This is a genomic window from Mesorhizobium sp. WSM4808 (assembly GCF_055811675.1).
Genome location: NZ_JBVVQX010000013.1, coordinates 65,947 through 91,634, shown reverse-complemented (window position 1 = coordinate 91,634; position 25,688 = coordinate 65,947). Strand labels below are relative to the sequence as shown.

The 25,688-nt window shown below is 62.7% G+C and carries 29 protein-coding genes and 1 pseudogene; 8 read left to right on the top strand and 22 right to left on the bottom strand.

Annotated elements, in window-relative coordinates; all coding sequences use genetic code 11:
* Positions 1-5: 5 nt before the first annotated feature.
* The 4 genes from AC0L2U_RS22870 to AC0L2U_RS22855 form a co-directional block, all read right to left on the bottom strand.
* The gene (locus AC0L2U_RS22870; protein WP_127810621.1) at positions 6-626 is read right to left on the bottom strand and encodes a hypothetical protein; all 621 of its coding nucleotides are present in this window, start codon (positions 624-626) and stop codon (positions 6-8) included.
* Positions 627-701: 75 nt separating this feature from the next.
* Positions 702-1,667 (bottom strand): DUF3592 domain-containing protein, encoded by a 966-nt coding sequence (locus tag AC0L2U_RS22865; RefSeq protein WP_245481743.1) that lies wholly within the window; start codon positions 1,665-1,667, stop codon positions 702-704.
* 118 nt (positions 1,668-1,785) lie between these two features.
* The gene (locus AC0L2U_RS22860) at positions 1,786-2,394 is read right to left on the bottom strand and encodes a class I SAM-dependent DNA methyltransferase (RefSeq protein WP_127810622.1); all 609 of its coding nucleotides are present in this window, start codon (positions 2,392-2,394) and stop codon (positions 1,786-1,788) included.
* 153 nt (positions 2,395-2,547) lie between these two features.
* The gene (locus AC0L2U_RS22855) at positions 2,548-3,558 is read right to left on the bottom strand and encodes a glycoside hydrolase family 25 protein (protein ID WP_372337994.1); all 1,011 of its coding nucleotides are present in this window, start codon (positions 3,556-3,558) and stop codon (positions 2,548-2,550) included.
* Here AC0L2U_RS22855 and AC0L2U_RS22850 point away from each other — a divergent pair.
* Positions 3,446-3,721: a hypothetical protein gene (locus AC0L2U_RS22850; protein ID WP_245481745.1), complete on the top strand. Its 276-nt coding sequence runs from the start codon at positions 3,446-3,448 to the stop codon at positions 3,719-3,721. The two genes, AC0L2U_RS22855 and AC0L2U_RS22850, sit on opposite strands and share 113 nt — an antisense overlap.
* 72 nt (positions 3,722-3,793) lie before the next feature.
* Here the strand turns inward: AC0L2U_RS22850 and AC0L2U_RS22845 are convergent, their stop codons facing one another.
* From AC0L2U_RS22845 to AC0L2U_RS22815, 7 genes and pseudogenes are all read right to left on the bottom strand, one after another.
* Positions 3,794-4,582 (bottom strand): phosphodiester glycosidase family protein, encoded by a 789-nt coding sequence (locus AC0L2U_RS22845; RefSeq protein WP_127327552.1) that lies wholly within the window; start codon positions 4,580-4,582, stop codon positions 3,794-3,796.
* A gap of 76 nt (positions 4,583-4,658) precedes the next feature.
* Positions 4,659-5,531, bottom strand: coding sequence for an undecaprenyl-diphosphate phosphatase (locus AC0L2U_RS22840; RefSeq protein WP_127269867.1), 873 nt, complete (start codon positions 5,529-5,531; stop codon positions 4,659-4,661).
* 188 nt (positions 5,532-5,719) lie between these two features.
* On the bottom strand, positions 5,720-5,917 hold the full coding sequence (locus AC0L2U_RS22835; protein ID WP_013532087.1) for a hypothetical protein: 198 nt from the start codon (positions 5,915-5,917) through the stop codon (positions 5,720-5,722).
* Positions 5,918-6,102: 185 nt separating this feature from the next.
* Positions 6,103-6,219 (bottom strand): annotated as a pseudogene (locus AC0L2U_RS22830) (GFA family protein); the annotation flags it as partial.
* A gap of 90 nt (positions 6,220-6,309) precedes the next feature.
* Entirely contained in the window at positions 6,310-7,266 is a 957-nt protein-coding gene (locus tag AC0L2U_RS22825) for an alpha/beta fold hydrolase (protein ID WP_473602690.1), read from the bottom strand.
* A gap of 43 nt (positions 7,267-7,309) precedes the next feature.
* Positions 7,310-7,795 (bottom strand): SRPBCC family protein, encoded by a 486-nt coding sequence (locus AC0L2U_RS22820; protein WP_127269871.1) that lies wholly within the window; start codon positions 7,793-7,795, stop codon positions 7,310-7,312.
* Between the two features lie 213 nt (positions 7,796-8,008).
* Positions 8,009-8,257, bottom strand: coding sequence for a ParB N-terminal domain-containing protein (locus AC0L2U_RS22815; protein ID WP_127269873.1), 249 nt, complete (start codon positions 8,255-8,257; stop codon positions 8,009-8,011).
* Between the two features lie 155 nt (positions 8,258-8,412).
* Here AC0L2U_RS22815 and AC0L2U_RS22810 point away from each other — a divergent pair, with 155 nt between their 5' ends.
* From AC0L2U_RS22810 to AC0L2U_RS22790, 5 genes are read left to right on the top strand one after another with little or no spacing between them, the layout of a single operon-like run.
* Positions 8,413-10,056 (top strand): N,N-dimethylformamidase beta subunit family domain-containing protein, encoded by a 1,644-nt coding sequence (locus AC0L2U_RS22810; RefSeq protein ID WP_473602689.1) that lies wholly within the window; start codon positions 8,413-8,415, stop codon positions 10,054-10,056.
* Between the two features lies 1 nt (position 10,057).
* Positions 10,058-11,437, top strand: coding sequence for an aminotransferase family protein (locus AC0L2U_RS22805; protein WP_127810626.1), 1,380 nt, complete (start codon positions 10,058-10,060; stop codon positions 11,435-11,437).
* 10 nt (positions 11,438-11,447) lie between these two features.
* Positions 11,448-12,377 carry a 3,5-dioxohexanoate:acetyl-CoA acetone transferase gene (gene kce / locus AC0L2U_RS22800; protein ID WP_127810627.1) on the top strand — a complete coding sequence of 310 codons (930 nt, stop codon included), beginning with the start codon at positions 11,448-11,450 and terminating at the stop codon, positions 12,375-12,377.
* A gap of 12 nt (positions 12,378-12,389) precedes the next feature.
* A complete protein-coding gene (locus tag AC0L2U_RS22795; protein ID WP_128288662.1) occupies positions 12,390-12,905 on the top strand; it encodes a GNAT family N-acetyltransferase in 516 nt (171 codons plus the stop codon).
* A complete protein-coding gene (locus tag AC0L2U_RS22790) occupies positions 12,902-13,930 on the top strand; it encodes a histone deacetylase family protein (RefSeq protein ID WP_127810628.1) in 1,029 nt (342 codons plus the stop codon). Before AC0L2U_RS22795 ends, AC0L2U_RS22790 begins: the two co-directional genes overlap by 4 nt.
* Positions 13,931-13,945: 15 nt before the next feature.
* Here the strand turns inward: AC0L2U_RS22790 and AC0L2U_RS22785 are convergent, their stop codons facing one another.
* The 3 genes from AC0L2U_RS22785 to AC0L2U_RS22775 form a co-directional block, all read right to left on the bottom strand.
* A complete protein-coding gene (locus AC0L2U_RS22785; RefSeq protein WP_127810629.1) occupies positions 13,946-15,211 on the bottom strand; it encodes a cysteine desulfurase-like protein in 1,266 nt (421 codons plus the stop codon).
* Between the two features lie 51 nt (positions 15,212-15,262).
* A complete protein-coding gene (locus AC0L2U_RS22780) occupies positions 15,263-16,330 on the bottom strand; it encodes an aldo/keto reductase (protein WP_127810630.1) in 1,068 nt (355 codons plus the stop codon).
* Between the two features lie 115 nt (positions 16,331-16,445).
* Complete coding sequence (locus tag AC0L2U_RS22775) at positions 16,446-16,901, bottom strand: hypothetical protein (RefSeq protein WP_127321613.1); 456 nt, start codon at positions 16,899-16,901, stop codon at positions 16,446-16,448.
* 413 nt (positions 16,902-17,314) lie between these two features.
* On the opposite strand from AC0L2U_RS22775, the gene AC0L2U_RS22770 reads away from it, so the two are divergent.
* Positions 17,315-17,479, top strand: coding sequence for a hypothetical protein (locus tag AC0L2U_RS22770; protein WP_023706483.1), 165 nt, complete (start codon positions 17,315-17,317; stop codon positions 17,477-17,479).
* 55 nt (positions 17,480-17,534) lie between these two features.
* Here AC0L2U_RS22770 and AC0L2U_RS22765 read toward each other — a convergent pair whose 3' ends face one another.
* Complete coding sequence (locus AC0L2U_RS22765; protein ID WP_127396334.1) at positions 17,535-18,041, bottom strand: DUF1993 domain-containing protein; 507 nt, start codon at positions 18,039-18,041, stop codon at positions 17,535-17,537.
* Positions 18,042-18,178: 137 nt separating this feature from the next.
* On the opposite strand from AC0L2U_RS22765, the gene AC0L2U_RS22760 reads away from it, so the two are divergent.
* The gene (locus AC0L2U_RS22760) at positions 18,179-19,231 is read left to right on the top strand and encodes a DUF1176 domain-containing protein (RefSeq protein WP_128362918.1); all 1,053 of its coding nucleotides are present in this window, start codon (positions 18,179-18,181) and stop codon (positions 19,229-19,231) included.
* Positions 19,232-19,260: 29 nt separating this feature from the next.
* Here the strand turns inward: AC0L2U_RS22760 and AC0L2U_RS22755 are convergent, their stop codons facing one another.
* From AC0L2U_RS22755 to AC0L2U_RS22725, 7 genes are read right to left on the bottom strand one after another with little or no spacing between them, the layout of a single operon-like run.
* Complete coding sequence (locus tag AC0L2U_RS22755) at positions 19,261-20,151, bottom strand: alpha/beta hydrolase (RefSeq protein ID WP_128288658.1); 891 nt, start codon at positions 20,149-20,151, stop codon at positions 19,261-19,263.
* Positions 20,152-20,183: 32 nt separating this feature from the next.
* Positions 20,184-21,794: an NTP transferase domain-containing protein gene (locus tag AC0L2U_RS22750; protein WP_292679866.1), complete on the bottom strand. Its 1,611-nt coding sequence runs from the start codon at positions 21,792-21,794 to the stop codon at positions 20,184-20,186.
* Positions 21,791-22,495, bottom strand: coding sequence for an XdhC family protein (locus AC0L2U_RS22745; protein WP_128288659.1), 705 nt, complete (start codon positions 22,493-22,495; stop codon positions 21,791-21,793). Before AC0L2U_RS22745 ends, AC0L2U_RS22750 begins: the two co-directional genes overlap by 4 nt.
* A 6-nt stretch (positions 22,496-22,501) precedes the next feature.
* Positions 22,502-22,840 carry an XdhC family protein gene (locus tag AC0L2U_RS22740; protein ID WP_013532112.1) on the bottom strand — a complete coding sequence of 113 codons (339 nt, stop codon included), beginning with the start codon at positions 22,838-22,840 and terminating at the stop codon, positions 22,502-22,504.
* Between the two features lie 60 nt (positions 22,841-22,900).
* Entirely contained in the window at positions 22,901-24,145 is a 1,245-nt protein-coding gene (locus AC0L2U_RS22735) for a vWA domain-containing protein (RefSeq protein ID WP_128362915.1), read from the bottom strand.
* Positions 24,146-24,148: 3 nt separating this feature from the next.
* Positions 24,149-25,078, bottom strand: coding sequence for an AAA family ATPase (locus tag AC0L2U_RS22730; protein ID WP_023810354.1), 930 nt, complete (start codon positions 25,076-25,078; stop codon positions 24,149-24,151).
* Positions 25,075-25,602 carry a flavin reductase gene (locus AC0L2U_RS22725; RefSeq protein WP_095791541.1) on the bottom strand — a complete coding sequence of 176 codons (528 nt, stop codon included), beginning with the start codon at positions 25,600-25,602 and terminating at the stop codon, positions 25,075-25,077. The genes AC0L2U_RS22730 and AC0L2U_RS22725 overlap by 4 nt, the downstream gene beginning before the upstream one ends.
* Between the last annotated feature and the right edge of the window lie 86 nt (positions 25,603-25,688).

Here is a 25,688-nt window from a genome sequence, read left to right as displayed (position 1 = left end):
GCGTCTCACCCCCTCCGCAAAACGCGAAGCGTCTGCTCGTCAAACAATGGCTCGTCCTGGCCGATGCGCACAAACAGCAGGCTGTGCCCCTCATCCGCCGGCACCTCGAAATACTGGACGCCGTCAGGCATTTCGCCCCAGACGCCGCAGGGCGGCTCCGGAATCTCGTTGGGATCGGCAAGTGCTTTCAGCTCTTTCGCATAGGCGGCGTCGGGGCTGAATGTGTAGCGTTTGACGCCGGCGGGTACTGTGCTCTCGGTGTAAGGCGTCAGCACGCAGCGGGCGCTGACAGTCTTGTCGGTTTTTTCCAGGAACAGGCGGCGCAATGCAGCCTCGGCAGTTTCACCTGATATGATGTCGAACAGTTCGACGAGAGGATCGGCCGCGCCGCCGTCGCTGTATTTGATGGCAAGCGCGTTGTCGGCGAATTCGAAATGGATCTGGCGGAAGCCGAAGTCGCAGCGTTGCGCCCAGGCGGCCAGCCCGATATTTTTGTCAGACAACCTTTCCCAGACGCATTTGTCGATCGGCGGGCGCGACGGTGCCGGTTCGTCTGCCATCGCGGACATTGTCGCGGATGCAAGCAGGGCGCTGGCCCAGATGATCGATCTCATGGCGCTATTCATCGCTGCATCCTGTTTAGGTAAAGGCATCCCATGAGGAGCCGTCTGGATTGGCATTGGGGAAGTCGGCTGGCACGCTCAAACCAGCCCGAGCAGAAAGGCCGCGCCACCGAGAAAGCCTGCCGAGCAGAGCCATAGCAGCCAAAGCCCCCGGACCCGGCATTCGAGCACCGCCGAGCCGGGGTTGGCGGGGTCATAGTGCACGTCGACCTTGCTGCCTTCGACATACTGCCGTGCCTGGCCGCCGACGAGGCCCGGCAGCGAGGCAGTCACGGTGGCGCCGAAGGCCACACGATCGGCGCTGTAGCGCTGGCCGGCGACGCCATAGGAGTAGACGATTCGGGATTTGAAGACGGTGCGCCAGCGGCCATAGCCTGAATGGTTTCGGAGCGCCTGCAGACCTGAAGTGTCGATGCAGCCAACCACGATCGGCCATTTTGCCGCCTGCTCGGCCAACGCTTTCTGGGCGAAACCCATGCTCAGGATGAACAAGCCCATAAAAAGCAGCAACGCCGCGGCACCGAGATTCTGCGGCTTGGGCAAATGCGGCCCGATCGCTTCCAGAACACCGCCGACGGAAAACACCAGCACAACCGCGCCGAACACTAGGCCGGCCGAGAGTTGGACCATGAACTTGAAGGCGCCGTCCGGCAGGGTGCGCTCGATCACCGCTTTGCTCGGATCGGCCGGATTGTAGAAGACAGTCACCTCCGCGCCGCGGGGAAACTGGGCAAGGGTTTCAGCGACTTCGAAATTCCCCAAATTCTCTTTCACGCTGTAGCGCGAGCTTTGAAATTTCTTGCCGCCGACCTTGTATTCGAAGGTTATCGCCGGAAAATTGCGCATTTCGGTGGTGTCAGTGCTGTCCGAACCAACGCCCGAGTTTCTGACCTCACGTGCCTCGACGCGCGACGAGATGATCTTTCCCGGCGTCGGCAGCCAGCGGCTGAGCGCTTTCACCTCTCGCCATTTCATGAAGGTGATGAACGACAGCGCGCCCGCGACCACGCACGCAAAGCCGACAAGCATGATCTTGAGTTCCAACTCGTCTCCCCCCAGGAGTGCAGGAACTCGCACATAGACAGCATGGCGGCGGCAATGTCTTGTATTTTCGCAAATCTGAAAAGGCTGAGCAGCGCAAACGGCAACAGCCCACGCCGCGTCATGCAGGCTTCACGGCCAGGAACGTGTTCCATTCTTCGCTATCGCGGCCGACGTTGAAATCGTCCCTGATGAGGACGAGCCCGGCGCCTTCGAGACGGGCCGCGAAGTCGTCCCTGCACCAGTAGACCGTATGATATTCGCCTGATGTCTCGCCGTCGCCATTGCGCATCGAGACGAGGAAGGCGCCGCCCGGGCGCAGCGACCCGGCTATCTTGGCAAGCACCTGGTCGGTCTCAACGCGAGGCACATGGATGAGGACGCACAGGGCCAGGACCGCGTCGTAGGGGCCGCCGAGATCATCGGTGATGAGATCGAGCAACTCGCCATGCTTGCCACGCGCGGCCTGCAGTTCCAGAAACCGCTTGGTCGCGTCGGTGCGCCGGACTTTGACACCCAAAGTCTCCAGAAAATCCGCGTCGTATCCGGCTCCGGACCCGACTTCCAGAATCCGGCCGCCTGTACCGGCGATTGCCACCAGGCGCTTGAGCGATGCCTGCTCCCTCTCGTTGGGAGCATGGCGCACGATGGCATCATATTGTTCCGCATAATCCTCGTAAGCGCTGATCGTTTGACGGCTCTGTGCCAGAGCCTCCGATGACACACCCATCTTTTCCTCCCATGCGTCCATGTCGGTCAAAGAGCCGGACACTTTCCTCAGCCAATGCTGCCGGCGGAAGCGTGTCCATCGAGCAGCCCGATGTCGCGTTGCCCAGACCGCGGACATCAGGCAGAGCGAAGTGCGCCGGGACTGACGACTGTCTCAGTTGGCGTCGGCTACCGTCTGCCGGCCGCCGGCCCAGGCGCGCCATTGCCGTTCGTCGCCATGGAAGACATTGAGGTCTATGCGGCCGGTGACGCCGTGCGACAGGCCGGAGCCGGAATACTGCCAGAACAGCCATTTGCGGCCGGGATAGACCTTTGACGGATGCTGGGCCACGGCACGCAGCCAGAACGGATAGTCGAGGAATTCGCCTCTGAGATTGTCGCGGTAGAAATCGGGCGCGGTGTAGATGATGGGCCGCTGGCCGTAATGCCGCTCCAGCTTGTCCATGAACACCTGCATCTTTTCCAGCACCTTTTCGCGCGACGGCCGCCGCTTGCAGCTGGACTCGCCGTTCCACTCGACGTCGATCACCGGCGGTAGCGCGCCTTCGACCCTGGGCACGTTGCGGATGAACCAGTCCGCCTGCTCGCCGGCCGTGCGGCACCAGTAGAAGAAATGATAGGCGCCGCGCTTCAAGCCGGCGGCGTCGGCGCTGCGCCAGTTTTTCATGAACATCGGATCGAGGTGGTCACCTCCGTCGGTCGCCTTGATGTAGGCGAAGTTGGCGCCCTGGGCCCGCAATTTGTCCCAGTTGACGTTGCCTTGCCAACGCGAGACGTCGACGCCGTGCACTGCAAGGCGGCGAGGCGAACCCTTGCCGAAATTGATCGGCTTGGCGTCGCGAAATCCGTAACGGGTGAGCGGCCCGGCCAGCATGGCCGGTGCCGCGCGGGTCAACAGCTTGGGCGGCGACACCAAGGCTGCCGGCTCGACCGGCAGCCCGCCGACATCAGGCACTTGGGGATCAGGCACGTCGGGCGCGGCAAACACCCCCGTCTCTTCCTCCTCCGCCAAGCCGAACGGGCGCGTTTTTTCCCCCGGACCGTTGTCAGACATGGGAGCCAATCCGGCCCTTGCCGCCCTGTTGCCCCTTGCCGCCGGAGCAGCGGCGATCGGTGCCGGCGGCCGGATCACGGAACTGGTGGTCTCGTTGGACGGTTTCTGCAAATCCAGCGCATCGACGCCGGCCGTTGACGAGCAGCCGGCAAGGCATAGCGATGCGACCAAAAAACTGACGACGCCCGGAATCCGCATCTGGACCTGTACTCAAAACACAACAGACCGAGGGCAAAACGACAGCCGACGGACAAACCAGATCAGTTATGAATGAGAAATTACCAATAAAGTTTGAATCAAGTTTTTTTCGCCCATACCGAGTGCGGGCAAGCGCGATGGAAACCGGCTAGGATTTTTTGAAAACGCCGATCATCGGCCCGAGATTCCAATAGTCGTCTTTGCGGCCGATGGCAGGCGCAAACAAGCTTGATATCGTGCCGTCGAGGAACAGCGCGTTGTCGCAGCCGAGCGCATCGCGGAACAGACGGGCGAAGGCATGGAAGGTCACCGAGCCATTCGAAATCGCAAAAACCGCGACGCCGTCCTTTCGCACCCCGACACCGTCGCGGGTTTTCCGTGAAGTGCCGTCAGCCTGGAATTTTGGATGCAGCTTGCCGTCGATCACCAGCATCGGCCCCGATTGCGTCGCATAGTCGACTGTCGGGCGCCTTTTCACGAAATCCCTGGTGGCACGGACTGCGGCCTTGCCGTTTCGCATGTAGAAAATGCCGTTCGGCTGCAGGGAAAAATTGCCGCTTCCCGATCCCGTTTTCACCGAGGCCATCTCCTGGCCACGCTCGACATAGAGGCCGACCGGCGCGAGGTTCGGGTGATACATACCGGCATTGATGCCGAACAGCATGGTGCGCCCTGCCGCCTGTTGCGTGGCATGCAGATTGTGCAGCGACTGAAACGGCTTGCCCGCCGCATCCTTCCAGAACAGCTCGAGCTGATATCGTTTTGGATCGACCTCGCAAACGAGATAGCTGGTCGCCTCGAAGGTGAAGTCCCGGCATGGCGGCAGTGAAGCGGTCCACTGGCCAAATCCCATGCCAAATGCCGCCACCGACGGCAGTGCGCCCTTGGCCAATGCCAGCAGCAACGGCAATGATTGCAGGAGGGTCAGGAAATCCATGCGCTTACCGGAATCGAAGTTCGTGGTCCGGTACGGATATAACCTGTTTCAAGCGAGACTGTGAAAGGCTCTGGACTTAGGCAAGCCATCCCATGGCGACGCTCAACAACAAGACGATGCCGAGCAGGCCGCGATAGATGACGAACGGCCAAGCCGAGAAACGCTCCAGCACGTGCATCAGCCCCCATATGGCGAAGAAGGCGGAGATCGACGCAACGACCAGCCCGACAGCAAGCACCGACCAGCCATGGGCGTCGAGATGGACCTTGTGCAGTTCCCAGAGTTCCTTGAGGCCGGCGAGCGCGATGGCAGGCAGCCCGAGCAGGAATGAGAAGCGCGCCGCCTCGGCCCGCTTGAAGCCGAGCCCCAATGCCGCCGTCAGGGTCGAGCCCGAGCGCGACACGCCGGGAACAAGCGCGCCGATCTGGGCAACACCGACGAGCAGCGCATCGGTCAGCGACGCGCCCCCCATGCTGCGCCGGTGACGAGCAAAGATCTCGGCCAGCGCCAGCAGGATCGCCATTGCGATGCAGGCCCAGCCGATCACCGTCAGGCTGCGTAGCGGCGAATTGCAGGCGTTGAGCACGCCAGACAGCGCCACGCCGGCGATGACGATCGGGATCGTCGCCAGCACGATCCAGAGCGCCAGCTTGAAATGCCGGTCGGCGAAATCGCGTCGCGCCAGAGCGTTGAAAGAACCAAACAGGATATTCCTGACATCACTCCAGAAATAGCTGACCACCGCGGCAAGAGCCGCGAGTTGCATGGCGGCGGAGAAGGCGGAGCCAGGATCCTGCCAGCCGAGCACGGCCGGCACGATGCGCATATGGGCGGTCGAGGAAATCGGCAACAGTTCGGTGATGCCTTGCACCACGCCGAGGAACGCCACCTTGGCGAACCCCAGGCCGACGAAGCCCGTATCCAGGCCTTGTGTGCAGATATCGGCCAAAATCGAATTCCGTGCATGAGAGATCGGAGTTGCGTGGACCGACCATCGGTCAATCCTGGGCAAGCCTTATCGTCATGGGCCGGATAATCAATTTACGGATTTGTAAGCTGGCGTGCCGAAGTGCACGCCGTTCGAAACCGGCCCACCTTGGAGCCGGCTTGAGATACACAGCGAAAATCGCAAAGCGACTACGGGCAGAGCCAGAGTTTCTGGCATGTCCTGGCGATCACATGCGCCGGCGGCACTTCGGGCTCATCGGTCGAAGGCCGGCGAGCCCGTTCGAGCAGCATGCGCACCTGTTCGGGGCGCACACGATCGCGCTCCATCACAAGCAGGACCATCGGATCGCTCAAAAGCTCGTCCAGGGTGCTGATGCTGTCGTTCATCCGTCGTCTCCTCGAATGCCGTACCCGCGACCCATAAATAGGGAGACAATGATGGCCCGCCAATGACGCTTTGCCGGCTATCTCGTGTCGATTTGGATTAAATTTTGGCCATGCTTGCGCTCTCCCCTGGCCCTTGGCGCTGCGCGTCGATCCACTCCTTCCACAACAAGGGGAGAAGGGAAAAATCAGCCTGGCGGAGGGGCGCCTTCGTATTTCGGCAGGCTGTCATCGAGCACCACCCAGGGCTGCTTCGAGCCCGTGAAAATATGCATTTGCGGCTTGAAAACCGTGGGATCGTCGAGCCATGCGAGTGGGGGTGAAGCCATGACGCCGAAAGCCGTCATGGCAGCCACGGAAAGCGGCTGCCCGCTAACAGCCGGCGGCCTTGGCGTTCACTCCGTTTCGCCGACGACCTCGTCCCAGGTTTTGACCTTGGTCTGGCCGTTGAGGAACGGCAGCGCGGCGGCCGTCAGTTCGGGGGCGAAGAAAGTGTCGTAGTGGGTGCGGTTGGGCAGGATCGCCAGGCGGCTTTGCGACAGGTTCTCGCGCATCCAGCCGGCATCCTTCAGCCCGCCGCCGAGCATCTGATAGAACTTGATCTCGTGTTCGGGCTTGTACATATCGCTGTCGCCATAGACCAGCATGACCGGCATCTTCAGCTTGGCGACGTCGGCCGCGTAGTCGCGGTTCTGACGCATGAAGCCGCCCAGCGCATCGAGGAGCTTCGGGAACTCCTCAGGATGCGGCGCCACGGCGACGTAGGATTTGTACATCGGCGTCTCCTTCATGAACTCAGCCGCGGCCGCGCTCACCTGTGCCTGCTGGGGACGCATCTCGTCATAGAAGCCGTCCGTGGCGTAGCCGGTCGATACCAGGACGAGGCGGCGCACCGCTTCGGGATTCTGGACGGCCATGCGGAAGGCGACGCCGCCGCCCAGCGAATAGCCCATGACATCGACCTGATCGTAACCGAGCGCCTTGACGATGGCGGCCATGTCGTCGCCCATCGCCTCCACGGTGAATGGGCGGTCGCCCAGCGCGGTGCGACCGTGACCCTGCAGGTCGACGCCGATGACGGTGCGGTTTTCGGCAAGTTTCGGCAGGATCGGCGCGAACATATCCGTGGTGCCGAGACCGCCATGCAGCAGAAGCAGCGGCTCGCCCTTGCCATAGATGGCATAATAATAATTCAGGCCGTTGATCGGCAGCAGGCCGGACTTTTCCGGCTTCGGCAGTGCGTTCGTCTCAGTCGTCACGGCGGGTTTTGTCTCCTCCGCATTGGTGGTGCCTGGGCAGCCAACGAGCGCTGCAACCGAAGCAAGAATGGCGAAAAACAGGGTTTTAGACATATCGATCTCCTCTCGTCATGCCGGTATCAGAGCGTCATGCGGATCAAAGCGTTTTGGCGAGTTCTTCGAGCTGGTCGGCGCACTGTCCCCAACCCTCGTGGAAACCCATCTTCTCATGCTGTTCGCGGTCGGCGACGCTCCAGTGCCTGACCCGAGCGATGTAGCGGGTCTTGCCATTGCCCTCGTCCTCGAAGGTCAGCGCGACGGTCATGAACGGCTTTTCCGAAGGCTGCCAAGCCTCTGTGTAGGCGTCGGTGAGGACGATCTTCCTGCCGGGAACGACTTCGAGGAAGACTCCCGGGTTGGGGAATTCGTTGCCGTCCGGGCTAGCCATGACGACAAGGCTCGAGCCGCCGGTGCGCACATCCATCTCGGCGCGAGGCGTCGTCCACGGCTTTGGCGAGAACCAGCGCGTAATCAGTTTCGGGTCAGTCCAGCAGCGATAGACGTTTTCGCGCGGTGCATCGATGATGCGGGCGAGAACCAGTTCACGGTCGTTGGTGGGGGCGATGTCGAGCTTGATGGTCATGATGGCATCCTGCGTTTGATCTGGCTTCCGTCCCAAGGACGAGCCGATGAACCGCAAACCGACATCGCCCGCAAAGAAAATGTCGACACCGTCTCGATGGGCCGAGACGTCACCCACCTTCGTCATCAATGGGCGAAGCAGGAGCGCAGCGACGCAGCGCAGACCCGAGGATGACGAAGCGATAAAAACCTCTGCGCCGAGAAACCGGACGTGTCAGTGGCGTTTGGCTTGCACCAGATAAGCCTCGATCTCGGTCTCGCCGAGCCACCTTGCCGCCTCCAGCCGGTGCAGGCCTTCGACGAGGATGTGGCGCTTGCCGTCATGGCGGACCTGGATCGGCGTCTTCATGCCGTTTTCCAGGATGTCCTCGGCCAGATGGCGGACGGTCTCGGGATGCAGCGTCTTCTTGCGCGCCGTCGGCACGTAGATCTCGTCGACCTTGACCTTTTGCACTCTGAGCATTCCGACCCCCGTGGCGGAAACGCCGCCTCCCCTGAGATAGTCCGTTTGATGGAGGCGGCCAAGGGTGCGGCTAACGAATGCTGGCCCGATCGTTTCTATTTGACGCGTGACCGGCAGATCGCCGAAATGGCGGCCCTCGACCTTTTCAGGTGTTCATGACCCATCTGCCGACCGAATTCCCCGATTTCGGACTGACACCGGAGCAGCGCCGCCACGCGGTGCGTGGCCATTATTACGAATGGCCGGGGATGGATGGCGAGCGCGGCGAGATCTGGTGCTACAGCGACCGGTTTTCCTATCGCGCCGGAGAGACTGTGGCCTTGCATGTCAGCTCGACAGCTGCGACGTTCGGCATGACAATCATCCGGGATGGCGGCAGCGAAACCAAAGTGTTCGAGAAATCGGGCATCGCAGCACGCTGGCAGGAAAGTCCGGAACAATGTTCGGCTGAAGGCTGCGGCTGGGACGCTTCGCTCGAATTCCGTGTCGAGAACGACTGGCCGTCCGGAGCCTATCGGGTCACGCTGACCGCAGACGGGCGCGACGGCAAGCCGATCCAATACCACCATATTTTCATCGTCAGCCCGCAGCCGGGCCGTAAACCCGGCCGTGTGCTGCAGGTGGCGGCGACGGGCACCTGGCTGGCCTACAACACCTGGGGCGGCTCCAACCACTACCAGGGCATCACCGGGCCGGACCGCAACCAGTATTCGCCCATCGTGTCGACGCAACGCCCCTGGTGCCGCGGCTTCGTCGTGCTGCCGAAAGATGCGCCGCGTGTGCCGCTGGAAGTCGCCGTGCCGCCGAAGACGGTGCCGCGTTATCCGCATATGGAATGGGCGCTCGCCACCGGCCATTCGAAAAAGTACGCCTCGTCGGGCTGGGCGAGCTACGATAGCCACTTCTTCCGCTTTGCCGAGCGGGCCGGCTATCAAGTCGATCTCGCCAGCCAGCATGATCTCCATTTTTCGCCCGAAATTCTCGACGGCTACGACTGCGCCGTCTTCGTCGGCCATGATGAATACTGGACCTGGGAAATGCGCGACGCCGTCGACGCCTATGTCGAGCGCGGCGGCCATGCGGCGCGCTTTGCCGGCAATTTCATGTGGCAGACGCGGCTGGAAGACGAGGCCCGCCGGCAGGTCTGCTACAAATATCGCTCGCGTGCCGAAGACCCCGCCTATCTCCCAGGCGGCGACGTCACCCGCGCCACCAATTCCTGGGAAGCGCCGGAAATCGGCCGGCCGGGTTCGGCGACCTTCGGGCTCAACGCGACGCGCGGGGTCTATACCGGTTGGGGCGGCTGCGCGCCGCGCGGCGTGCGTGGTTTTCCGGTCTATAGGCCCGAGCATTGGGTCTTTGCCAGCACCGGCATCTACTATGGTGACCTGCTGGGCGCCGACAGCCATGTCTATGGCTATGAGGTCGACGGGCTCGACTTCGAGATACGCGGCGGCCTGCCCTACCCGACCGCTACCAGCGGCGCGCCAGACGGCTTGCAGGTTCTCGCCGTCGCCATGGCGAGCCAGGTCGAGGAAAGCGCCGATATCCCGATCGAGGACCAGTTTCTCACCGACGAAGACGGCCGCTTCACCGCCGAGACGCTGTTCGGCGAGGCGAGCGACGCCAATCTGGAAAAGGTCAAACGCGGCAACGGCATGATCGTCAATTTCCCGCGCGGCAAGGGCGAGGTGTTCCACGCCGGAACCTGCGAATGGGTCGCCGGCCTGCTAAGACAGGACCCGATGGTCGAACGCGTCACAAAAAATGTCCTCGATCGTTATCTCGGAAAGTCCTGACATGTCGAAAGTCCAGACCGCCACGCAAGCCACTGACGCCCGGCGAGACTCGCATCTGTTCTATCTGTCCAGCCTGCGCCGGCCGCTGATCGACCGTGCCGAGGGCATCTATATGTGGACGCAGGATGGCCGCCGCTTCATCGACGGCTCGAGCGGCCCGATGGTTGCCAATATCGGCCATTCAAACCGCAATGTGCTGGATGCCATGAAGCGGCAGATGGACCGCGCCACCTTTGCCTATCGGCTGCATTTCGAGAACGAGCCGGCCGAGGAGTTGGCACGCGAACTGGCCGGCAAGCTGCCGGAAGGCATGGACCGAATCTTCTTCGTCTCGGGCGGCTCGGAAGCGACCGAATCCTGCATCAAGCTGGCGCGGCAATGGGCCGTCGCCACCGGCCAGGTCAGCCGCTGGAAGGTGATCACCCGCTTCCCCTCCTATCATGGCGGCACGCTGGGTTCGCTCTCGGTCACCGGCGACGATGCGCTGGCCGAAACGTTCGAGCCGATGATGCGGGCGATGCCGACCGTGCCGGCGCCGAATGCCTGGCGCGACCGCGACAACCTCTCGATGGACCAGCGCGGCATCCGCTATGCCGACATGCTGGAGGAGAAGATTCTTGCGGAAGGTCCAGACAGCGTGGTCGCTTTCATCATGGAGCCGATCGGCGGTGCGGCGACCGCGGCACTGGTCGCGCCGGACAGCTATTACCCGCGCATCCGCGAGATCTGCGACCGCTACGGCATCCTGCTCATCCACGACGAGGTGATGAGCGGCGCCGGCCGCACCGGCAAATTCCTCGGCGGCGACCACTGGAACTGCAAGCCCGACATCGTCGCGCTGTCGAAGGGGCTGGGTTCGGGCTATGCGCCGCTTGGCGCGCTCGCCGCCCCGATGCGGCTGGTGCAGCCGCTGCTTGACTCCGGCGGCTTCCAGCACGGCCACACCTATGCCGGCAATCCGCTGGCCTGCGCCGCCGGGCTTGCCGTGCTCGGTGAAATGGACCGGCTTGGCCTGATCGCCAATGCGGCCGCCATGGGCGACGTGCTGATGGACGAGCTGAAGGGGCTGGCGAAGCGGTTTCCGTTCATCGCCGACGTGCGCGGCAAGGGCCTGCTCACCGGCGCCCAGATGGTTGCTGATCCAGAGACGCTGAGGCCGATCGACCAGACCAAGAAAGCCACGCAGCGGCTGCTCGACCTCGCCTATGAGCGCGGGCTGATCATCTATGGCCGCAGGGTCAAGGGCGGCGTCGACGGCGACAATTTCATGGTCGCGCCGCCGATGATCGTCACCAGCGAACAGGTCGGCGAGATCGTTTCCATCATCGGCGACTCGCTGGAGTCGCTGGCTGCCGAACTCGACCTGCCGGTCGAAGGCTGAGGCGACAAAGATGGCGCCTAGAAAAGTCATCATCACCTGCGCCGTCACCGGCTCGGTGCACACGCCGTCGATGTCGCCCTATCTGCCGGTGACGCCGGACCAGATTGCCACTGAGGCGATCGCCGCTGCGGAAGCCGGGGCCTCGATCCTGCATCTGCACGCCCGCGACCCGAGGGATGGCCGCCCGACCGCCGATCCGGACGTCTACATGCAGTTTTTGCCGCGCATCAAGCAGGCGACCGATGCGGTGATCAACATCACCACCGGTGGCTCATCGCTGATGACGCTCGATCAGCGGCTGGCAGCCCCTTTGCGGGCCGAACCCGAAATGTGCTCGCTCAATATGGGCTCGATGAATTTCGCGCTGTTCCCGATGCTCGACAGGCCGAGGGAATGGCAGCACGAATGGGAGCCGAAGCTGCTCGAAGCGACGCGCGACACCATCTTCAAGAACACGTTTGCCGATATGGAGGGCGTGCTGGAGAGGCTGGGCAAGGGCTGCGGCACGCGCTTCGAATTCGAATGCTACGATGTTGGCCATCTCTACTCGCTGGCGCATTTCCGCGACCGAGGGCTGGTGTCTGGCCCATTGTTCATCCAGTTCGTGCTGGGCATTCTGGGCGGCATCGGCGCCGATCCCGACAATCTCGTCCATATGAAGCGGATCGCCGACAAATTGTTCGGCGACAGCTACCAGTTCTCCGTGCTGGCCGCCGGCCGTCAGCAGATGCCGCTGATCTCGATCGCGGCGGCCATGGGCGGCAATGTCCGTGTCGGGCTGGAGGACAGTCTCTATGACGGCCGCCAGCTGGCGAAATCCAATGCCGATCAGGTGCGCCGCATCCGTGGCATTCTCGACGGGCTGTCGCTGGAGGTTGCAACGCCAACCGAAGCACGCGACATGCTGGCGCTCAAGGGCGGCGACCGGGTGGCGTTTTGAGAGACGACCGTGATCAATCCAACATCCAATGACGTCCTCTTACGCCCCGGCCGGATCGAAGACGTCGAAACCATCCACGCGGCGATCCTGAAGCTCGGCACGCATATCGGTGCGCCGGAGGAAATCATCTCCACACCCGACGATCTCAGAATGTACGGCTTTGGCGAAAAACCCGCCTTTTCGACCCTGATCGCCGAAGTCGGCGGGGAATTTGCCGGGCTTTGCCTGCATTTTCCGATCTTTTCAACCTGGATGGGGCGGCCTGGAGTCTATGTGCAGGACCTCTATGTCGAGGATCGTTTTCGCGGCCGCAAGATCGGCGAGCGGCTGCTGCGGCACGTTGCGGCGCAGTGCCGGAACGAAGGCGGCGTTTATCTCCGACTGTCGGTCGACACCGACAATGAAGGTGCCAAGACCTTCTATGAAAGGCTGGGCATCGCCTGGTCGAGCTATGAGCAGACCCAAAAAATCATCGGCGAGGCGTTCTTTGCCTTCGCCGATGCGCCCCAAAACGAGGATCCGGAATGAAAGCCTTCTATGCCGAGGAACAGAAGCGTCACGACCCCAAGGCCTTTCTGTCAAGCGGTGCGGCACAGCCCAATCCGGAAAAGCCGGAGCGCGTGGAGAGATTGTTAGCCGGCGCAAAATATGCTGGCTGCACGATCGAGCGGCCTCGGGATCATGGGCTCGGCCCGGTCGCGGCTGTGCATACGCCCGAATACCTTGATTTCCTCGAGCATATCTACACGCGCTGGCAGCGCATCGAGGGCGCTTCGGCCGAAGTGATCCCCAACATCCATCCGATCGCGCGCAACGGCTCCTACCCGGCCTCGGCAGTCGGCCAGGCCGGCTACCACATGGCCGATACTGCTTGCCCGATCTCGGGCGAGACTTGGCAAAGCGCGCTGTGGAGCGCCTGGAGCGCGGTCGACGCGGCCGAGGCGGTGATGTCAGGCGCGCCGGCCGCCTATGCGCTATGCCGCCCGCCCGGCCACCACGCCTTTGCCGATGTCGCCGGCGGCTTCTGTTTCATCAACAACTCGGCCGTCGCGGCGCAGGTTCTGCGTAAGCAGGCCGCACGGGTGGCGATCCTCGATGTCGACCTGCATCACGGCAACGGCACGCAAGGCATCTTCTACGCACGGCCGGATGTGCTGACCGTCTCGCTGCATGCCGATCCGGTGCGCTTCTATCCGTTCTTCTGGGGTCATGCCGACGAGCGCGGCGAAGGCCCCGGCCTCGGCTACAATTTCAACCTGCCGCTGCCGCGCAAATCCGCCGACGCGGCGTTTCTCGAGGCGCTCGAGGTGGCGTTCCAGCGCATCCGGGCCTTTTCGCCGGACGCGCTGGTCGTTGCGCTCGGCCTCGACGCGTTCGAGGGCGATCCGTTCGGCGGACTTTCGGTGACGACGCCTGGCTTCTCGCGCATCGGCGAGGCTATCGCCAAGCTCGATCTGCCGACGGTCATCGTCCAGGAAGGCGGCTATCTCTGCGACGAACTCGGCGACAATCTGACTGCGTTCCTCACCGGCTTCGGCGGCAAGACGCGGTGAATGCTCAAGCCAGCGTCAGGAGCGCTGCTGCCTGAGCATGGCGATCACACGGTGTACGCTCTCCAGCGTCTCGTCGATTTCGGCTGCAGTGTTGTAGTGGGCGATGCCGATACGCACGACGCCATGCTCGGCTGGAATGCCGAGCTGGTGGACGATCTCCCAGGCGTAGTTATGGCCGGACCACAGGAAGATGTTTTCGGCATTCATCTGCCGCACGATCGTTTCGGGCACGATGCCATCGACGGTGAAGGAAACCGTCGGCACGCGCTCGCCGAGCCGCTTCGGATCGGTAATGCCCCGGATGGTCAGGCCCTCGATATCGGACAGGCCATCGATCAGCTGTTGCGCCAGCGGGTTTTCATAGGCGATCGAAACCGCAAACGCCTTGGCAATCTTCTGCCTTCTTGAACCGCCCTCGCCCGCCGCCGCGCCAAGGTCGGCAAAGTAATCGACCGCGGCCGTGAGGCCGGCCATCAGCTCGATCTGCGGCGTGCCGAGTTCGAACCGCTCCGGCAAGCCGTTGGACGAGCAGCGGCATTTGTAGGGCTGCAGGTCGTCGATGACGTCGCGCCGGCCCCACAATATGCCCATATGGGGGCCGAAGAATTTGTAGGCCGAACAGATCAGGAAATCGCAGCCGAGTTCCTGCACGTCGATCAGGCCATGCGGCGCGAACTGGACGGCGTCGACATAGACAAGGGCCCCGGCATTCCTGGCTATGGCGGTCAGCGCCTTCACCCGGTTGATCGAGCCGGTCAAATTGCTGGCGTAGTTCAACGCGACCAGCCGTGTCTTCTCGGAAAGCAGACCAGCCAGCGTCGCCTCTTCGACCTGCCAGCTCTTTTCGTCGAACGGCAGCCAGCGCACGACGAGCCCGAGATCCTCGGCCAGCTGCAGCCAGGGCGACACATTGCCCTCATGGTCCATGCGGGTGAGGATGATCTCGTCGCCGGGCTGCATCGTGCGGCCGAGCGTGCGCGACATGTGATAGGTCAGCGTCGTCATGTTGGCGCCGATGATGATTTCCTCAGGGCTCGCCGAGCCAAGGAAATCGGCCATGGCCTGGTGCGCTTCATCAACGACCTGCTGTGCGGCAAGCGTCGTTTCGAAATAGCCGCCAAGGTTGGCATTGGTGGTCAAAAGGCAGCGCGACACGGCGTCCGCGACCGCCTGTGGCACCTGCGTGCCGGCAGGGTTATCGAGATAGATGCGGCGGCGGCCCTTGTCGGTCAGGAAGAGAGCCGGAAATTTTTCACGCACTGCCTCGACTGGAAAATTCATTGCTGCCCGCTCCCATTGTGCTCATTCAGTATTCGGAGACTGACGACCTGTTCAAGGACAGGGATTGCCGACCCGCTGGTGGATCGCGTCCACCGCCTTCTGCATTTCTTCGGTCCAGGTGACGTCGACGGAAGACAGCGCCATGTCGAGCTGCGAAAGCGTCGTTGCGCCGACGATGTTGGAGGCTACGAACGGCCGGCTCGAGACATAGGCATTGGCAAACAGTGCCGGCTCCAGGCCAAAGGAGCGCGCCAGCTCATTGTACTCAAGTTGCGCTTCAGCGGCACCTGGCGTCTCGTAGCGCTGGCCGCGATTGAACAGCTGCGAGCGGGACCCCTGCGGTCGCGCGCCATGGTCGTATTTGCCGGTGAGATAGCCCTGGGCCAGCGGCGAATAGGGCAGCAACGACACTTGCTCGCGCTCACAGACCTCGGCGAGGTTTACCTCGAAAGTGCGGTTGACGAGATTGTAAGCGTTCTGGATCGACGCGACGCGCGGGCCGATGCCCTTGTCGGCTTCGGCAAGGAACCGCATCACGCCCCAGGAACTCTCGTTCGACAGCCCGAAATGGCGGATCTTTCCAGCCTTCACCAGTTCGTCGAAGACGCCAAGCGTCTCGGCGATCGGTGTTTCGTCGGCCGGTGCGCCGACGGAATCGGCGCGCGGCGACACGGCGCCGACGCGCGTCGGATTGGCACCCCAGGGGATATCCCGCTCCGGCCAGTGGATCTGATAGAGGTCGATATAGTCGGTGCCGAGCTTGGCCAGCGACTTGTCGATGGCGTCAAAGATATCGGCGCGCACCAGTTGCGACGGCCTGTCGCCGCGAAACCATGCGTTGGCCGTGCGGCCGACGACCTTCGAGGCCAGGATCACCTTGTCGCGGTTGCCCTTGGCCTTCATCCAGCTGCCGATGATCCTTTCGGTCCGTCCCTGCGTCTCCGCCTTGGGCGGGATCGGATAGAGCTCAGCGGTGTCGATGAAATTGACGCCACGCGAGAAAGCCAGGTCCATCTGGGCGTGGCCTTCGGCCTCGGTGTTCTGCTGGCCCCAGGTCATGGAGCCCAGGCAGATCTGGGTCACAAGAAGATCGGTCCGACCGAGACGGCGTTTGTGCATGAAATTCGGCTCCGGAGGAAGGCTGGCGCGACTGCGCGGAGGAAGCCGCATCTATAGGCAAAGCAGAGCCGCTCTCCAAGCCTCGCCAGACCGACTTTTGCGTGAACCAGCCGGGTTAGCGGCGAGCACCGGCTAGTGCACGGCGCTTGGCCTCGTCGATCAGCATGTTGGCCACTTGCATTCGGATCATGGCGCGCTGGCGCAAATGCGGGGCGACACGGTCGGGATGGTTGGCAAAGGCAAAGCGGCGGCGCATGCGGCTGAAGTCGGCGATTTGCTTGGGCTGATCGAGGCCAAGTTCGACGGCGATGGCTTCGGGATCGATCGGCGGCAGCTTTTCCTCGGGCTTTGGCTCTTCGCCGGCGAGAGCCAGCTTGGCATGATCGAGCAAGGCGGCGAATTCCGTCGCCAGATCCGCGCCCGCCTCGCGATATTCGGCAGCGGAAACCTTGATGCGGCCGGAATGGAGTTCATCGGCCACCGAAAGATAGTCAAACGGGATGGATGGACGAGCGCCGGCCTCTTCGCCCTCGCCATTCTTGTCGGGGGCGATGAAGAGGTCGTCGAGCAACGAAGCGAAATCCCGCTTGGCGCCAGTAGCGATGTCAGCCTCCCCCTCGCCCGACCATTCGGGTATCAAAGCATAGAACCGGCTCGTTAAAAATGCATGGCACCGATCTTAACGAATTTAGCCTTCGCCTCGTCTACCGCTTCACCCACCGCAATCCCAAAAACAAAAGCCGGACTGCATTTTCACGCAGTCCGGAATTCGCCAGGAGTGGCGAGGAAAAACCGGCCATGTAGCCAGCATTCGAGGCTACGATACGCACCGGCCAAAAGTTTCGCCGGGTTGCAGAAAATGGCGAAAAAATTCGCCAAGACAAAAATTCGCCAAGACATGGCAGGTATGCAAATGCTGCACTGCACAATTGTCACGATTCACCTATATTGGCTGGCGTGGAGGACCAATTTGGGGCTTGAATCATGGGTTTCTTCACTGAAATGTTCGCCCGGCCGCGGCCGCAGGAGCATCTGAGATACCGCTCGGCGCTCGCGCTGCTTCATTCGATGAGCAATGCCGACCGTGCCGACATCGGTATCAAGCCGGCCGACTTCCCCCGCATCGCCCGCGAAATGTCCGTTCGCTAGGTACTTCCGGAGATGTCCCGGATCGATCCGGGACATCTCCAAAAAACTCAATTCCCTAGCGCGATCCCAGGAACGTCGCCTTGCCCAACGGCACGCCATTGTGGCGAAGAATGTCGTAGGCCGTGGTGAGGTGGAAATAGAAGTTGGGCATGGCCACATGCAGCAGATACTGCAGGCCGGGCATCGAACTTTCCCGTCCGCCAAGCTTCAGCTCGATGATCTTGTCGTCGGAGCCGTCGAACTCGGCAGCCGAAAAAGTCGCCAGAAGGTCGAGCGTCTTCGTGATGCGAGCCTGGACATCGGCAAAACTCGCCTCGTTGTCCTCATATTTCGGCACTTCGCGGCCGGCGAGCCGTGACGGCGCGCCCTTGGCATGATCGGTGGCGATCTGCACCTGCCTGGTCAAGGCGAACATGTCTGGCGCGAGCCGCGCCGTCAGAAACACCTGCGGGTCGATCTTGCGGTCAAGCGCATTCTGTTCGGCGGTCGCCAGCACATCGGAAAGCGCTTTCAGCCTGGCCGAAAACACCGGCACGGACGCCTCATACATCGATATCGTCACGTCAAATCTCCTGTCCGGCCGAACGCCGGCGGACGCGACGTAGCGCCTTCGCGCGCGATTCTTCAAGTCCGTCGAGCCTGCGTCACCACGTTGCCGCAATCGCCGTCGTAGAATCCTCTATCGAGCGGAGGTTCCCGATGAGACGCGCCCTTTTCGCAGCGACTGCCTTTCTCTCCCTGGCACCGATCGGCCAGACGGTATTGGCTGCCGACGATGCCCCCGAAGCACCCTATATCGACGATCGGTCGAGCGCCGACGCGGTTGTCCGTTCGCTGTACAGCGCCATCAGCCGGCACGAATTCGCCCGCGCATGGGGGTATTTCGGCGATACAAAGCCGGCAAAGGATTTCGATAGTTTCGTCAAGGGCTATGATGGGACGGACAAGGTCGAAGTCCAGACCGGGACGGTTTCCGACGAAGGCGCGGCTGGCAGCATTTTCTACAACGTCCCCGTCGCCATCCGCGCGACGGACAAGGCTGGCGGCGAAAAGGTCTTTGCCGGGTGCTATACGCTGCGCCAGGTGAATGCCCAGATCCAGGCGGGGCCGCCCTTCGATCCAATCCATATCGAAAAAGGCGCGCTAAAACCCTCCACCGCCGATTTCGAAGAGGCGCTGCCACCAAGCTGCGGCGACGGGCCGCCACCGCCAAAGAAAGACACCGCACTGGAGCAGGCCAAGAAGGCCTTTCTGGCAACCTATGGCGACCAGTGCGACAAGCAGTTCCTTGCCAATGAGCCGACCGTTTTTTCGATTAAATACAAGGACAAGGATGCGCAGCCCGGCGATCCCGACAAGGAGACGCGGCTGTTCCATTTTTCCTGCTCGGCCGCGGCCTACAATGAAAGCTCGATCTACTACATGACCGACGACGTGTCGGGCGTGCAGCAGTTGCAGTTCGCCGAGCCCAAGATGGACATCCGCTACGAGAACAATGACAGCAACGGCAAATTGCTGGGCATGAGTATCGTCGGTTTCCAGACGTCGGGCTGGGCAGTCAATTCCGCCTATGACGAGGCTGCCCACACGATCACCACGTTCAACAAGTGGCGCGGCATCGGCGATGCGTCCGACGCAGGGACGTATCTGTTCCGCAATGGCAATTTCTCGCTGGTCCAGTATGACGTCGATGCGTCCTATGACGGCGAGCAAAATCCCGAGACTGTCATCGACTACAACACGGCGCCCTGAGCGTCACACGAGCTTGCAGGCTGCGTCGATCAGGGCGCCTTCGACAGCATCCAGTTGAGCGTGCCGCGCCAGTCGGTCATGCGGATCGGAGTGCCATGGGTGCCGGTCTCGAAGCGGACGAAGCGGGTCGGATAGGTCTTCGATTTGGTCAGGATCGAGCGAAAGAACGCCTCCTGCTTTGCCACGGGGTAGACCACGTCATGGCTGCCCTGGCCGAAGAAGACCGGCACGCGGCGCTTGAAGGCCGGGCTGGTGAAAAAGCTCTCGTCCCACAGCGAACCGAGCAGCAGCAGGCCGTTGATGCGGCCGCCCATGTCCTTGCGCGCGGCCAGCTTCCAGCACAGCGCGCCGCCCATAGAGCCGCAGGCGACGAAGATCTTCGCGCCTGGCGACTGTTCGGCATAATGACCGATCAGCGCCGCCACCTGCGCCGCTCCCGTATCGCCGAAATCGGGGAAATCAGGACTGAGATAGAGGCCGCCATTGCCGGCCATCAGGTTCTTGAGCCGGTTGAAATTGCCGCCGAATGTGAAGTCGTCGACACCCTGCTTGCGGCTGCCGCCCTGCCCGTGCAGATAAAGCACGATGATGCCGGCGCCCTCGGTCTTGCCGACGGCGACATGCCTGACATCGCCGGCATCGGTCTTCAGCAACAGATCCTGCTGCATCTTGCGGACGCTGGTGTCGGTGTATTGGGCGTTCACCCGCCGCTCCGGCACCTGGTCACGCTGGTTGATGTCGCGCATCTCGCGGTAGTCGATGACCGTGTAGGTGCCGTTGATGTCAGACGACAGCGTGGGCGGATAGGCGAAGAGATCGTCCTTGAAGGGTTTTAGGGACAGCGTCTGGCTTTGCGCGGCCGAAGACAGCAACGCGGTCGCGACTGCAAAGGCACAGAAAATTTGGCAGCGAATAGACATGCCCAAGGCATGCGTAATTCGCCTTGGGTTTGTCAATCCTGCAGCACGCCGCCGGCGCCTTCGAGTGCCTCGCGTGTGTCGACATCGACTGACGCCGCCGCGCCGATTTCGACATCGATGACATCGAGCCCTTCGGTCTCGACCAGATGGCGCGCGCCGGTGTCGCCTTCGAGATGGGCGATCGCCGGAAACAGCGAGCGCGGCAAAAGCACAGGGTTGCCGCGCTTGCCGTCATGCGAGGCGCGGACCACCGCATTGCCGCCGGCCTTGCGGAAAGCATCGATCAATCTGTCGAGATCATCGGACGTGATATCAGGCATGTCACCGAGAACGATCATCACGCAGGCGGAATCTTCCGGCAGATAGGCGATGCCGGCTTTCAGCGAGGTGGACAGGCCCTCGGCAAAATCGGGATTGTCAGCGAAGGTCACGTCGAGGCCCGCCAGCGCAGCGCGCACCCGCTCGCGCTGGTGGCCGGTGACGATGACAGTGCCGGACGCCTTCGAGCCGAGCGCCCGCTCGGCGGTGCGGCGCACAAGCGGCTTGCCGTCGAACAGCGCCAAAAGCTTGTTCGGCCCGCCCATGCGGCTTGAGCGGCCAGCGGCCAGCAGCACGATGCCGACCTTGAGCTGGCTTTTGGCCGGCAGCGGTTCGCGCGGCTGCGGCCGTGTCGGGATTTCCATCAACAGCCCGCCGACCCCCATGGCGGCAATATCCCTGGCCGTCACGTCGAGGCCAGCGATCAACCGGTCCAGCACCCAGTCGAAACCATTCTCCTTGGGGCTGCGGGCGCAGCCGGGCGCGCCGATGATGCGCTTGCCATCGAGCGTGCCGAGCACCAGCAGATTGCCGGGATCGACCGGCATGCCCGCGCGGATGACTGCACCACCCGCCTTCTCGATCGCCGCGGGAATGACATCGGCAAAATCGCTCATCGCCGAAGCGCCGAAGATCACCACCATGTCGTTGTCGCGCGCCAGCGAAGCCGTGGCCTCCGCCACCTGAGCGATCTCATGCGGCGTGCGGCGCTCCGCAGTCAGCCTGCCGCCCGTGCGCGCCAGCCGCGCTTCCGTGACGCGCAGCGTCTTGTCGAGGACGGAAGGCTTGATGCCGGGCAGAACCGTCTGGATGACGCCGACACGCACGGGCCGGTAGGCATTGACGGCAAAGATCTCGCCTGCGGCGCAGATTTTCGTCGCAGCGTCGACCAGCGCTGAACTGACCGCGAAGGGAATGATCTTCACGGTCGCGACCATCTGGCCTTTCTCGACCGGCGCATGCTGCGCCAGCGTGGCGATGGTGATGGCGGGATCAATGGCATTGATGGCATCGATGACAGCGGCATCGACCGTGAAGATGCCCGGCGCCTTGGCATGGAGATTGACCCGCCCGGTCGCGGCAGGCCTGACTTCGATCCCGCGAAAGGTCATGCTCTCGGCGATCGTCTGCGCGGCGGCATCCTCGCCGAGGTCGTCGACGGCCAGCACGGCCGCAACGACCTCAGAAATGCCGGCAGCCCGCAGCAGCGCCACATCTTCAGCGCTCAGCCTGTGCGCCTTGCGGAAGCGGCGTTCGCCGGCGGTGGTCGAATGCGCCAGCACCGCGCCTTCCGCGGTCTCGATCGGGATCGGGCCGAATTTCACGCCGCCGCGCCCTTGGCATCAAGACCGCGCGAGCGGAAGGCGTGGATTGCCTGGGCCAACACCGCAACGGCGATCTCTCCCGGGCTGGCAGCACCGATGTCGAGCCCGATCGGCGCATGGATACGGGCGATCTGATCGGCGCTCGCGCCCAGCGCCAGCAGGCGTTCGACCCGCTTGGCATGCGTCTTCCTGCTGCCGAGCGCCCCGACATAGAAACAGTTGGCGTCGAGCGCGGCCTTCAGCGCGAAATCATCGACCTTCGGATCATGGGTGACGGCGGCAAGTGCGGTGTAGCTGTCGAGCGGCTGGCGCTTCAGCACATCCTCCGGCCATTCGGCATGGAGCGCCACGTCGGGAAAGCGGTCCGGCGTAGCGAAAGCGGTGCGCGGATCGATGATCTCCACGGGATAGCCGGCGATCTTCGCCATCGGCGCCAGCGCCTGGCTGATGTGTACGGCGCCGATCACCACGAGGCGTGGCTGCGGCAGATGCGCGTTGAGAAAGAAAGTCCTCCCTTCGGCCTCGACCGAACCGGAATTGCCTGTGCGAAACGCCCTGGCGATGGCAGCGCCGAGATCGCCGGCGACCTGATCGCCCTCGCGCACAATCCGGTCGCGGCCGTCACCGAGATCGGTGACCAGGATCGCCGCGCGGCGAGCGCGTCGTTCGGCGTTCAAAATTTTTAAGGCGTAGGGATCCATCCGAGATCAGCCCAGTCTTTCCACGTACACCTTGATGCGGCCGCCACAGGACAAGCCGACCTGCCATGCGGTTTCATCGGCAACACCGAACTCCAGCATCCTGGCCTTGCCGCTGTCGATGACGTCGATGGCCTCGCTGACCACAGCGCCTTCGACGCAGCCGCCGGAAACGGAGCCGTGGAAATTGCCGTCGGCATCAATGACCAGATGGCTGCCTACAGGTCGGGGCGCCGATCCCCAGGTCTCGACCACTGTCGCGATGGCCACGTCCTTGCCGTCCTTCATCCAGCCCTCCGCGATGATCAGCGGGTCGCGGGCCTCATCCAGATAAATGCTGTTTTCCATGACCGTTTCTCCAGAAGTCTGTTTTTCTCGGGATCTGTTTTCCGGGTGGGAAAGATATGGTTATGCGGCGTGCCTCGCGCCAGCTTCCAGCCATCGGCGCGGATCGACGGATTGTGCCGACTTCTTGTCCAATGACGCGCAGAGATCGGCCAGCGCATCGAGATTGTGCACCGAGCGGAACTCGTCGACATGCGGCAGCATCGCCTTGACGCCACGGGCGCGCGCTTGGAAGCCGTCGAAGCGCAGCAATGGGTTCAGCCAGATCAGACGCCGGCAGGATTTGTGCAGGCGCTCCATTTCCTCCGACAGGCCGTCGACATCGTCGCGCTCCAACCCGTCGGTGATCAGAAGCACGACCGCCCCCTGCCCCAGCACGCGCCGCGACCATATCAGGTTGAACTCGGCAAGTGTGTCGCCGATGCGGGTGCCGCCCGACCAGTCCTTGACCGCCGCAGAACAGTCGGCAAGTGCTGCATCGGGATCGCGGTGGCGCATCTGCCGGGTCAGATTGGTCAGCCTTGTGCCAAAAACGAACGTGTGCACGCGCCGGCGTTTTTCCGTGAGCGCATGCAGGAAATGCAGGAAGATGCGCGTGTACTGGCTCATCGAGCCTGAAATGTCGGCCAGAACCACCAAAGGCGGATGAACTTCGCGGGCTGAGCGGAATTTCGGCAGAATCAGTTCGCCGCCGGTGCGCGCAGCCGAACGCATCATGGCGCGCGGATCGATGCGGCGGCCATGCGCATCGGCCTTGAAGCGCCGGGTCCGCACCATGTCGAAAGGCAACCGCAACTGCGCGATCGCCTTCTTGGCGTCGGCCATCTCGGCGGCGTTCATCTGGGCAAAATCCTTGGCCCGCAGCACCTCGTTGCCGGAAAAAGTGAAGCGGGCGTCGACCTCGATCTCGGGAATTTCCTGTGGCGGCTGGTTCTTCTGGTGGCCCTCGAACATCGCCTGGCTGACCCGGTTTTCAGCGGCGCGTGGCTTCTGCTTTTCCCTGGTGTCGGGTGCCACCGGCGAAAACATAGCCAGCATCTTCTCGATCAGTTCGCGCGACTTCCAGAACAGCCGGAAGGCTTCGTCGAAAGTGGCGTGATCCTCATGCCGCGACACCAGCACGGCGTGCAGCGTCCAGTAGAAATCGTCGCGCGAACCAATGCCGGCGGCGAGCACCGCCTCGATGGCGTCCTTGACCGAGGCCGGCCCGACCCGCATGCCGGCCTTGCGTAAGGTGCGGGCAAAATAGACGATGTTGTCGGCAATCCGCCCGTGCGGCATGGCCTCTTTCGGTTCGGGGCGCGGCATCGCCTACTCCGCCGCCGAAAGCTCGGCCTTCACCTCGTTGAGGATGCGCCGGCCTTCGCCCTGTTCGATGCGGGCAATGTCGTCCTGGTATTTCAACAGCACGCCGATCGTGTCGGAGACGGTTTCCGGATCGAGCGCCACCTTGTCGAGTTCGGTCAGCGCGCCGGCCCAGTCGATGGTTTCGGCGACGCCAGGCACCTTGAACAATTCGATCTGGCGCAGCTTCTGGATGAAGGAGACCACTTCGGCCGAAAGCCGCTGGTTGGCCTGCGGCACCTTACGGCGCACGATCTCGAGTTCGCGCTCGGCGTTGGGATAGTCGACCCAGTGATAGAGGCAGCGCCGCTTCAGCGCATCGTGGATTTCGCGGGTGCGATTGGTGGTGATGATGACGATCGGCGGTTCTTCCGCCTTTATGGTGCCGAGTTCGGGCACCGTCACCTGGAAGTCGGACAGGATTTCGAGCAGAAAGGCCTCGAAGGCCTCGTCGGTGCGGTCGAGCTCATCGATCAGGAAAACCGGGGCAGCGCCCGTCTTTCCGGTCAGCGCATCGAGCACCGGGCGGCGGATCAGGTATTTTTCGGAAAAGACGTTGCGCTCCATGGCGGAGCGCTCGACCTTGCCGGCCGCCTCCTCCATGCGGATCTCGATCATCTGCGCGGCGTAGTTCCACTCATAGACGGCGGACGAAACGTCGAGGCCTTCATAGCACTGCAGGCGGATCAGCCGGCGACCGAGCGCCTGTGCCAACACCTTGGCGATCTCGGTCTTGCCGACGCCGGCCTCGCCCTCGAGGAAAAGCGGCCGCTTCATACGCAACGACAGGAACAGCACGGTCGCCAGCGACCGGTCCGCCACATAGTCTGCACCGGTCAGGAGATCGAGCGTCTCGTCGATCGTCCGTGGCGCGGCGCGCGGTTTCAGCTCGGTCATTCTTTCTCCGTGAACGCCGCCGCTCCGCTGTCCAGAACGTGGTAGCCGCGGGCGTGGTAAATCAGCGGCCGCAAATTATCGCCCATACGCAGACCTGTCACCTTGCCAAAAAGCACACGATGGGTGGCCAGATCCTTGGTGTCGATCAATTCGCAGTCGAACACGGCAAGCGCGCCTTTCAGGGTCGGCGCGCCGGTGGAGATCACATCCCATTCGCCAAGCGCGAAACGTTCCTCGACCGGCAGGCCGGTGATGCCGGAAAAGCCGACCGACAGCGGCTCCTGGTGCGAGGCCAGCGTGTTCAGGGCAAACCTGCCGTTTTTCACGAACAACTCATTCTTGGCATTTTCGCGGTTGAGACAGACCAGGATGGTCGGCGGCGTGTCCGACACCGAACAGGCGGCGATTACCGTCGTGCCGCGCTTGCCGGCCGGCCCGTCGGTGGTGACCACATGGACGTGGCCGGCAAAGTGGCTCATCGCGTCGCGATAGGCCTGCGGCCCAATGTCGTTCTTCTTCAGCACCGGAATTTTTCCATGGTCAGGATCCTACCGACATATATGGCCAGACATAGCCCGCCACAAGCGAAGTGCCTGAGCCATATCCCGAA